This window comes from Rhizobacter sp. (assembly GCF_031412075.1).
Taxonomy (GTDB): Bacteria; Pseudomonadota; Gammaproteobacteria; order Burkholderiales; family Burkholderiaceae_C; genus Rhizobacter.
Genome location: NZ_JANOCG010000273.1, coordinates 1 through 8,563 on the forward strand (window position 1 = coordinate 1; position 8,563 = coordinate 8,563).

The 8,563-nt window shown below is 65.8% G+C and carries 10 protein-coding genes and 1 tRNA gene; 7 read left to right on the forward strand and 4 right to left on the reverse strand.

Annotated elements, in window-relative coordinates:
• The first annotated feature begins 100 nt into the window (after positions 1-100).
• The gene (gene ccmD / locus RMO40_RS09830) at positions 101-259 is read left to right on the forward strand and encodes a heme exporter protein CcmD (protein ID WP_309719928.1); all 159 of its coding nucleotides are present in this window, start codon (positions 101-103) and stop codon (positions 257-259) included.
• Positions 256-2,292, forward strand: a complete 2,037-nt coding sequence (locus RMO40_RS09835; RefSeq protein WP_309719930.1) for a TonB-dependent receptor domain-containing protein — start codon at positions 256-258, stop codon at positions 2,290-2,292. The genes ccmD and RMO40_RS09835 overlap by 4 nt, the downstream gene beginning before the upstream one ends.
• Before the next feature lie 22 nt (positions 2,293-2,314).
• Here the strand turns inward: RMO40_RS09835 and RMO40_RS09840 are convergent, their stop codons facing one another.
• Positions 2,315-3,181: a cupin domain-containing protein gene (locus RMO40_RS09840; protein ID WP_309719935.1), complete on the reverse strand. Its 867-nt coding sequence runs from the start codon at positions 3,179-3,181 to the stop codon at positions 2,315-2,317.
• A 117-nt stretch (positions 3,182-3,298) separates the two neighbouring features.
• Here RMO40_RS09840 and RMO40_RS09845 point away from each other — a divergent pair, with 117 nt between their 5' ends.
• From RMO40_RS09845 to RMO40_RS09865, 5 genes are all read left to right on the forward strand, one after another.
• A complete protein-coding gene (locus tag RMO40_RS09845) occupies positions 3,299-3,955 on the forward strand; it encodes a protoglobin domain-containing protein (protein WP_309719938.1) in 657 nt (218 codons plus the stop codon).
• A 61-nt stretch (positions 3,956-4,016) separates the two neighbouring features.
• On the forward strand, positions 4,017-4,562 hold the full coding sequence (locus RMO40_RS09850) for a peroxidase-related enzyme (RefSeq protein WP_309719941.1): 546 nt from the start codon (positions 4,017-4,019) through the stop codon (positions 4,560-4,562).
• Positions 4,563-4,628: 66 nt separating this feature from the next.
• Complete coding sequence (locus RMO40_RS09855; protein WP_309719944.1) at positions 4,629-5,564, forward strand: chromate resistance protein ChrB domain-containing protein; 936 nt, start codon at positions 4,629-4,631, stop codon at positions 5,562-5,564.
• The gene (chrA, locus tag RMO40_RS09860) at positions 5,561-6,907 is read left to right on the forward strand and encodes a chromate efflux transporter (RefSeq protein ID WP_309719946.1); all 1,347 of its coding nucleotides are present in this window, start codon (positions 5,561-5,563) and stop codon (positions 6,905-6,907) included. Before RMO40_RS09855 ends, chrA begins: the two co-directional genes overlap by 4 nt.
• Positions 6,908-6,917: 10 nt before the next feature.
• The gene (locus tag RMO40_RS09865; protein ID WP_309719949.1) at positions 6,918-7,532 is read left to right on the forward strand and encodes a rhodanese-like domain-containing protein; all 615 of its coding nucleotides are present in this window, start codon (positions 6,918-6,920) and stop codon (positions 7,530-7,532) included.
• A gap of 49 nt (positions 7,533-7,581) precedes the next feature.
• On the opposite strand, the gene RMO40_RS09870 is transcribed toward RMO40_RS09865, so the two are convergent.
• The 3 genes from RMO40_RS09870 to RMO40_RS09880 form a co-directional block, all read right to left on the reverse strand.
• Complete coding sequence (locus RMO40_RS09870; protein WP_309719952.1) at positions 7,582-7,857, reverse strand: hypothetical protein; 276 nt, start codon at positions 7,855-7,857, stop codon at positions 7,582-7,584.
• Positions 7,858-8,005: 148 nt separating this feature from the next.
• The gene (locus RMO40_RS09875) at positions 8,006-8,269 is read right to left on the reverse strand and encodes a hypothetical protein (RefSeq protein WP_309719955.1); all 264 of its coding nucleotides are present in this window, start codon (positions 8,267-8,269) and stop codon (positions 8,006-8,008) included.
• A gap of 95 nt (positions 8,270-8,364) precedes the next feature.
• Positions 8,365-8,439, reverse strand: a tRNA-Arg gene (locus RMO40_RS09880).
• Between the last annotated feature and the right edge of the window lie 124 nt (positions 8,440-8,563).

Here is an 8,563-nt window from a genome sequence, read left to right on the forward strand (position 1 = left end):
TGCTGACACGTTCGCGCGCCATCATTCTGGAGCGCGAAAAACACGCCGATTGGGTGGCGCAGTTGGCACGACACGAGACGGCACAACAAGGAGCCAAGCCATGAACTGGAACAGCGCGTCGGAGTTTTTTGCCATGGGTGGCTATGGCCTGTATGTCTGGGGCTCGTATGCCGTCACGGCGGCTTTCATGTTGACCGAGCCATTGCTGGCCGCCCGCCGCCGGCGGCAGGCCTTGCGCGCGGCCGCCCAGCCGCAATGACCCGCTTTCTGAGGGTGGCGGTGCTGGCCGCCGCACTGCCGTGCGCGGCCCATGCCCAGCCCGCTGCAGTAGCCCCCGATGGGGCAGCGAGTGCCGCCAGCCCGGCGGCCACCACCCTGGCGCCGGTCGAGATCACCAGCCGCCGCCTGGCCAGCCCCGCGAGCCGCACCGTGCTCACCGGCGACGAGCTGCGCAGCGTGCCCGGCACGGCGGGCGACCCCATGAAGGCGCTGCAAAGCCTGCCGGGTGTGGCGGTGTCCAACGATGGCAGCAGCGAGCCGGCGGTGCGCGGCTCGCGCCCGACCGACAACGCCTACTACATCGACTTCTTGCCGGTGGGCTACCTGTTCCACGTGGGCGGCCTGGTGAGCGTGGTGCACAGCGACCTGGTGAACCAGTTCGAGCTGTACAGCGCCGCCTTCGGCCCGGAATACGCCGACGTGATCGGCGCCGTGCTCGACGTGAGCCTGCGCAACCCGCGCACCGACCGCCTGGGCGGTGTCATCAATGTCAGCCTGCTCGGCGCCGACTTCCTGGTCGAAGGGCCGGTCAACGACAAGCAGTCGTTCTACTTTGCCGTCAAGCGCAGCTACATCGACCTGCTGGTCGACACGGTGGAAGACGAAGACTCGGGCGTCATCGTCACCGTGCCGCGTTACTACGACTACCAGGGCAAGTACATCTGGAACCTCAACGCCCAGCACCAGCTGAGCTTTCACGCCACCGGCGCGTCGGACAGCATCGAGTTCAAGATCCCCGAGAACTCGGGCCTCGGCACGCAGCAGCCGGCGCTGTCCGGTAACAGTGCCATCGACACCTCGTACGGCACCCAGGCCGTGGTGTGGGACGCCGACCTGAGCGGCGGCACCAGCAACAAGCTCGCGCTCGGCCACACGCTCGACACCAACACCAGCCAGGTGGGGCGAGCCCTGTTGGCCACCGCGCGCACCCACACCTGGTTCGTGCGCGAGCAGTTCAACTTCAAACCCTCGGCGAATCACGAAACCTCGCTCGGCGGCTCTTTGCAATCGGTGCGGGCCGAGTACGACATCGATGCGCTCAACGCACGCTGCACCGAGTACCGACCCGAGTGCGATTTCACAGGCGCGCCGCGGGTGCAAGGCACGGGCCGCATCAACGCGAGCATCACCAACCTCTACGCCAAGAACCGCTGGCAGTTCACGCCCGAGTGGGCGCTGACCGGGGGTGTGCACTACAGCCACGACGGCTACCTCGACCGCCGCTACACCGAGCCGCGAATCGGCGCCGAATGGAAGTGGTCACCCAGCCTGCTGTTCACCGCCGCGTGGGGCCGCCACAACCAGTTCCCGGCCGGTGATCAGGTGCTGGCCGGCTTTGGCAACACCGGCCTGTGGCACCTGCGCGCCGCCCACAGCGTGCTCGGCGTGTCGCAGCTGCTCGACGAAGGCTGGTCGTGGCGCGTCGAGGCCTATCAAAAGAAGTTCAGCGACTTCGTGGTGGACGTCGACCCGCCGGTCAACTACCTCAACGGCGCCAGCGGCCGCGCGCATGGCCTGGAGCTGCTGATCAAGAAGGGCGCAGCAAAAGACAGCGCTTCCAAGTTCTCGGGCTGGTTCTCGCTGAGCCTCTCGCGCGCACGCCGGCAAAACGACTTCACCGGCCAGGAGTTCCCATTCGAGTTCGACCAGCCGGTGATCGCCAACCTGGTGCTGCAGTACAAAAAGTCGGACCGCTGGCAATTTGGCGCCAAGTGGAGTTACCACTCCGGCGCGCCCGACACGCCCATCATCGCCAACAACGAACGTTACCCCGATGGCCGTGTGCGCCCCACCTACGGGCCGATCAACTCCGAGCGCCTGCCGAGCTACCACCGGCTCGACCTGCGCGCCGACTGGGTGCTGTCGCCGCGCCACCGCTTCTATGTCGAGGTGATCAACGCCTATGCGCGCAAGAACATCTCGGGCTACAGCTACAACGACGACTACTCGGTGCGCAAGGACGTGACGCAGCTGCCGTTCTTGCCGTCGTTCGGGGTGCTGGTCAAGTTCTAGCCACGCTTTCTAGTCGCGCCTTCTAGTCACGTTTCAACCACTCGCGCGGCGAGGCGCCCACCTTCTGCGCAAACACCCGCGACAAGGCCGAGGCGCTGCTGTAGCCCAGTTGCTCGGCAGCCACCTTGAGCGAAACACCTTTGCGCAGCTCAGTCTGCACGATGGCCAGCCGCCATTGCGCCAGGTACTCGGCCGGCCCTTCGCCCACATGCGCCTTGAAGGCGGCGGCAAACGCACTGCGCGACATGCCGGCCTGCCGGGCCATCAGTGGCAGCGTCCAGGCCTCGCCGGGGCGCTCATGCAAGGCCACCAGGGCCTTGGCCAGCTGGGGGTGTGACAGCCCCATCAGCAGCCCGGTCGGCATGCCACTTTGTTCGGGGTGGTCGAGCAGCCAGCGCAACAACTGCAGCAGCAGCACCTCGCACAGGCGATCGGCCAGCAGGCGGTGGCCGCAGCGCACCTGCTCGGTTTCGGCGAAGAGCAGATCGAGCGTGTGCCCAAGCCCCGCCACCTGGGCCAAGGGCAACACCACCACCGGCGGCAGCGCGCGCGCCAGTGGGTGGTTCTCTCCGCCTTGAAACTCGACCGCGGCGCAGGTGAAGTCGCAGCCCTCGGCGGGCGCGTTGTGAAAGTCGTGCGCCAGCGGCCGCGGGTAGAACAGCAAGCTCGGCTCGCGCACATGGATGCGCTTCGGCGCACCGCTGCGTGGCCGGTGCGTGAGCACCATCTCGCCACGCCGCAACACATGCAGAAAACCGCGCCCCGGCATGGCGGCGTAGTGCGTCACGCCACACAGGGGCCCGTTGTGAAAGAGGTGGGTGCGCACCCGAAAGCGCTCGAGCAGCGAAGACAGGCGGTCCACGCTCGGGGTGGAAGGGATGGGCTTCATCTGGACGAATTGGTATCAATGGTGGATCAATCTTCACCCATGGTATCGGTTTGGCGCCAACACTGTCGGTGTGCCGTTGCAATCCGCAGCGCCACCCCATCCACACAAGGAGAAGCCATGACCCTCAAACCGATGTTTGCTGCGACCGTGCTGGCGCTGTTGCCGCTGTTGGGCGCAGCGCAGCCGGCCACCGCCATTCCGGGCTACACCCACGGCCAGAAAACACTGGCCAAGGCGCCCTACACACTGGCCGAGCTGGAGTCGCTGAAGAAGACGCTGCTCTTCACCGATGAGGACCTGCGCTACCTGCGCATGAGCCAGCCCATCCTGGCCGACCAGACCGATGCGGTGCTCGACGTCTGGTATGGCTTTGTCGCGTCCACACCCGAGCTGGTGGTGTTCTTCAAGAACAACAAGACCGGCGCACCCGACGGGGCCTACCTGGCTGCCGTGCGCAAGCGCTTCGGTCAGTGGATCACCGACACCGCTGCGGCCCAATACGACCAGGCCTGGCTCGACTACCAGTACGAGATCGGCCTGCGCCACACCACGCCGAAGAAGAACACCACCGACCGGGCAGACAGCGTGCCTTCGGTGAACTTTCGCTACCTGTCGGCGCTGACGATCCCCGTGACCACCACGCTCAAGCCCTTTCTGGCGAAGAAGGGGGCACCGGCCGCCGACGTCGACAAGATGCACGCCGCCTGGGTGAAGTCGGTGTTGCTGCAAACCATTTTGTGGAGCTACCCCTACGTGCGCGACGGCAAGTTCTGAACTGCGCTTCTGGTCTCGACTGTTCGTTCACACATCGCATTCACACCTCAAGGAAATCACCATGTCACGCGTTCCCCTCCTCACCTCCGCCGATGCCCCGAACGACAGCAAGCTGCTGCTCGAACAGATCCACACCGCCTTTGGCGCCACGCCCAACATGTTCAAGGCGGTGGCCCACTCGCCGGCGGCATTGAAGAGCATGTGGGGCTCGTTCGCCGCCTTCAGCAAGGGCACGCTCGACGCCCAGCTCGGCGAAAAGATCGCCGTGGCCGTGGCCGAGCGCAACGCCTGCGAGTACTGCCTGGCCGCGCACATGGCACTCGGCCGCAAGGCCGGCGCCAGCGCCGATGAACTGGCCGCCGCCCAGATGGGCGAGGCGAGTGATGCCAAAACGGCTGCTGCACTGCGCTTTGCGCTCAAGCTCGTGAACGAGCGCGGCCAGGTGTCCGACGCCGACGTGCAGGCCGTGCGCGCGGCCGGCTTCGGTGATGCCGAGGTGGTGGAGATCCTGGCCCACGTGGCGCTGAACCTGTTCACCAACTATGTGAACGTGGCGTTCAAGGTGCCGGTCGACTTCCCAGCGGCCAAGCTGCACCGCGCGGCCTGAAGCCGGCTGAGGCAAGGTCATCAAGTTGAATCATCTATTACTTGATATGAAGTATATGATTCAGAAATGTGGACCTTGCTTCTCGTCACGCTCCCCACCCAGCCGGGTGCCGTGCGGCTTCGCATCTGGCGTAGCCTGAGGGCCTTGGGCTGCGCCTCTCCTCGCGATGGCGCGTATGTGTTGCCGGCCGATCACGACGCGGCGTTTGGCGAGATCGCCGCCGAGGTGTTGCAGCACGGTGGCACGGCCTCGGTCTTCGACTTGGGCACACGCGAGCCGCAGCAGCAAGACGAGCTGCTGGCTCAGTTCTCGCGCGCCGAGGCCTATGCGCAGTGGCGCGAGTCGGGCGAGGCGGTGCGCAGCGAGCTGGCGGCGCTGACCGAAACCGACGCCCGGCGCAGGCTGCGCAGCCTGGCCGAGGCACTGGCCGCGGTGCAACGCATTGACTACTTTCCTGGTGTCTCGCTGCAGCAGGCCCAGGCGTTTCTGGCGGCCCTGCGGCGCGATGTCGATGCACGTTACTCGCCGGGCGAGCCGCAGCCCAGCGCCGCCCGCGTGCCCCGCCTCGAACCCGGCCAGTACCTCGGCAAACGCTGGGCCACGCGCGCGCGGCCCTGGGTCGACCGCCTGGCGTGTGCCTGGTTCGTGCGCCGCTTCATCGACGCCGACGCCCGCTTCGTCTGGCTGAAAGAGCCGCTCAAGCCGCCGCGCGGCGCACTCGGGTTCGACTTCGACGGCGCCACCTTCAGCCACGTGGGCGGCCTCGTTTCCTTCGAGGTGATGGTGGCGAGCTTCGGCTTCGATGGCGACGAGCGCCTGCGCCGTGTCGCCCAGGTGGTGCACTTTCTCGATGTGGGTGGCATCCCGGTGCCCGAGGCGGCCGGGCTCGAAACCATTCTCGGTGGCCTGCGCGATCTGCACGCCGACGACGACTCATTGCTCACGGCCGCTTGCAGCGTCTTCGATGCGCTGTATGTGGCCCACAAAGGCGCCGCGAAATGACTCCCACCGACAAACCCCCGGCCGTGCCCTTCGCAGAGGCTTTCTGGTTCTGGCTCAAGCTCGGCTTCATCAGCTTCGGAGGCCCGGCGGGGCAGATTGCCATCATGCACACCGAGCTGGTGGAGCGTCGCCGCTGGATCAGCGAGACGCGTTTCTTGCACGCGCTCAACTACTGCATGGTGCTGCCCGGGCCCGAGGCCCAGCAGCTGGCCACCTACATCGGCTGGCTGATGCACCGCACGTGGGGTGGCATCGTGGCGGGCGCCCTGTTCGTGCTGCCGTCCTTGTTCATCCTGGTGGGCTTGTCGTGGGTCTACCTCGTGTACGGCGAATTGCCGGTGGTGGCCGGCATCTTCTACGGCATCAAACCTGCGGTCACCGCGCTCGTGTTGCATGCGGCACACCGCATCGGCACACGCGCGCTGAAGAACAACTGGCTGTGGGGCATTGCGGCGGCGGCCTTCGTGGCGATCTTTGCGTTTGACGTGCCGTTCCCCGCCATCGTGTTGGCGGCCGCCTTGATCGGGCACTTTGGCGGGCGCCATGCGCCGCAGGTGTTCGTGGTGGGGGGAGGCCATGGCAGCGCCCACAAGGGTTATGGCCCGGCGCTCATCGACGACGACACGCCCACGCCAGTCCACGCGCTTTTTTCACGCACCCGGTTCGCGCAGGTGGTGCTGGTGGGCCTGGCCTTGTGGGGCGGTGTCATGGCGGCGCTGGTGGCGCAGTACGGTGTGGCGGGCACGCTCACGCAGATGGCCTGGTTTTTCACCAAGGCCGCGTTGATGACTTTCGGGGGCGCGTATGCGGTGCTGCCCTACGTCTACCAGGGCGCCGTGGAGCAGCACCAGTGGTTGAGCGGCGCGCAGATGATCGACGGCCTCGCGCTCGGCGAAACCACGCCCGGCCCGCTGATCATGGTGGTGGCTTTCGTGGGCTTCGTGGGCGGCTGGCTCAAGCAGGTGTTTGGGCCCGAGGCCTTGTTCGCGGCGGGTGCGGCTGCTGCCACGGTGGTCACCTTCTTCACCTTTCTGCCGTCGTTCCTGTTCATCCTGGCGGGTGGGCCGCTGGTGGAGTCGACCCACGGCAATCTCAAGTTCACCGCGCCGCTCACTGCTATCACGGCGGCGGTGGTGGGTGTGATCTTGAACCTCGCGCTGTTCTTTGCTTACCACGTGCTGTGGCCGCAAGGGTTTGGCGGCCACTTCGACGCGGTGTCGGCGTTGATCGCGCTGGCGGCCGCAGTGGCCTTGTTCCGCTTCAAGGTCGGTGTGTTGCCCTTGCTCGCGGGCTGTGCGCTGGTCGGCTTGGCCGTCACCCTGCTGCGCCCCTTGATCGTTTGAAAGGTCTCTGATGAACATGCCTCCTCCCATGGCGCTGGCCTTGTGTGCCAGTTTCGGCTCGCTCGATGCATGGCGCGCGTCTTTCGCTGCGCTGGCCGGTGCACATGCGGGCGGTGAGATTGAACTTGTCTTCACGCCAGAAGACGGCTTGCTCGTCCATCGGGGCGTGGGGTCTGGTTCCAAGGCGAGCGGGGTGCCGATTCTGGTGCTGCGCCTGCCAGCCGACGTAGGCGCATTCCTCGACACCATCGACTGGCCCGAGGTCTACGAGCGCTACCAGGAGGCGGTGCATGCCGCAGGCGACACCTGGGGTGTGTCGCAAGGCGAGGCCACCGGCATGCGCGTGATCGACGTACGCCGCGCGGGGGTGTTCGAGACCGCGCCCACCGTGCTGCCGGGGGCCGTGTGGCGCGACCCAGCCCGCGTGGCGCAATGGGCTGGTGAACTGGTGGGTGAGCGTGCCGTGCTGGTGTACTGCGTCTACGGTCACGAGGTGGGCCGTGTCACCGCGCTGCGCTTGAGGGCGCTCGGCGTAAATGCCCGCTTCCTCAACGGCGGCATCGATGGCTGGCAACGCGCGGGCTTGCCCACAGTGCAGAAACAGGTCTTGCCATCAAGGGGGTGACACGCGCACGAACCAGGCCCCGCAAGATTGCCCAGGCGAGGGACGCGCCTCATTCGCGCGGTCGTTTGGGTGCTTCGCGTGGGGGCGGAAAAAGTTCGTCGAACAAATCGTCGGGCACGGTGTTCGGGTCGTCGTTGATCTCCACACCATTGAGCAGATCAAAAGACGACCGGAGCCAACGGCCCGAGCTCACCTCGGGCAGGTCCTCGGTCTTCGAGGGCTCGGTCACCAGGCCGGGATCCACCCACTCGCCCAAAGGCGCGTGATCCGAGATGCGCCACACCAGACGTTTCGACGACTTCGCGGGTGCCTTTTGGCGTGCCATTCGCCTTCCTCCGAAACAACGGGACAGCAAGGAATTGCGCGTGTTGCGCAAGAACCTAATCTAGTCGTTGGGTCGAATAAACACACCCCTATTTGCCGAGTAGTGGAGTGTCGGGGAGGGTGAAGCGGCCCCACCCGCTGGTGCGGGCTCAGGCCTGGAGAAAGCGCACCATCACCAGCATGCCAGCCACGCTGACGCTGAGGATCAAGAAGCAGGAGACAAGCAGCTTGGCGAAGCCGTTGCTGCGCTCATGGTGGCGGCGACGCGAGCTGGGCGTTTCAGCCAGAGCGCCATATCCAGACAGAACCGAGTGGCCGGTGCTGCGGCCGAAGTCTGTGGGGCGCTCATCCGAGGGCTCGCTGGCCCAGTCGAAAACTTGTGTGGCTTTGAATGCTGGTTGGTGCCGACTCATGTGTGAATTGTCACGGCGGCACACAACTTGTTTCAACCCCTGGACTCGGGGCTTGGGCCCGCTTGAGTGAGGGGCGGGTTGGCGCGGGGGTGTCTTGGTCCCGCCGACAGGAATCGAACCTGTATTTGCCGCTTAGGAGGCGGCCGTTCTATCCATTGAACTACGGCGAGCTGGGGTGCACAGGCAGGGCGTTTTCCCGGGGCGATTCTTTCCGCCGCTAACCCGATATCATCGCGTTTCACTATCTCAGTGATACGACAGCGATACGGTATCAGTGGCTTCAATCATCAAGGT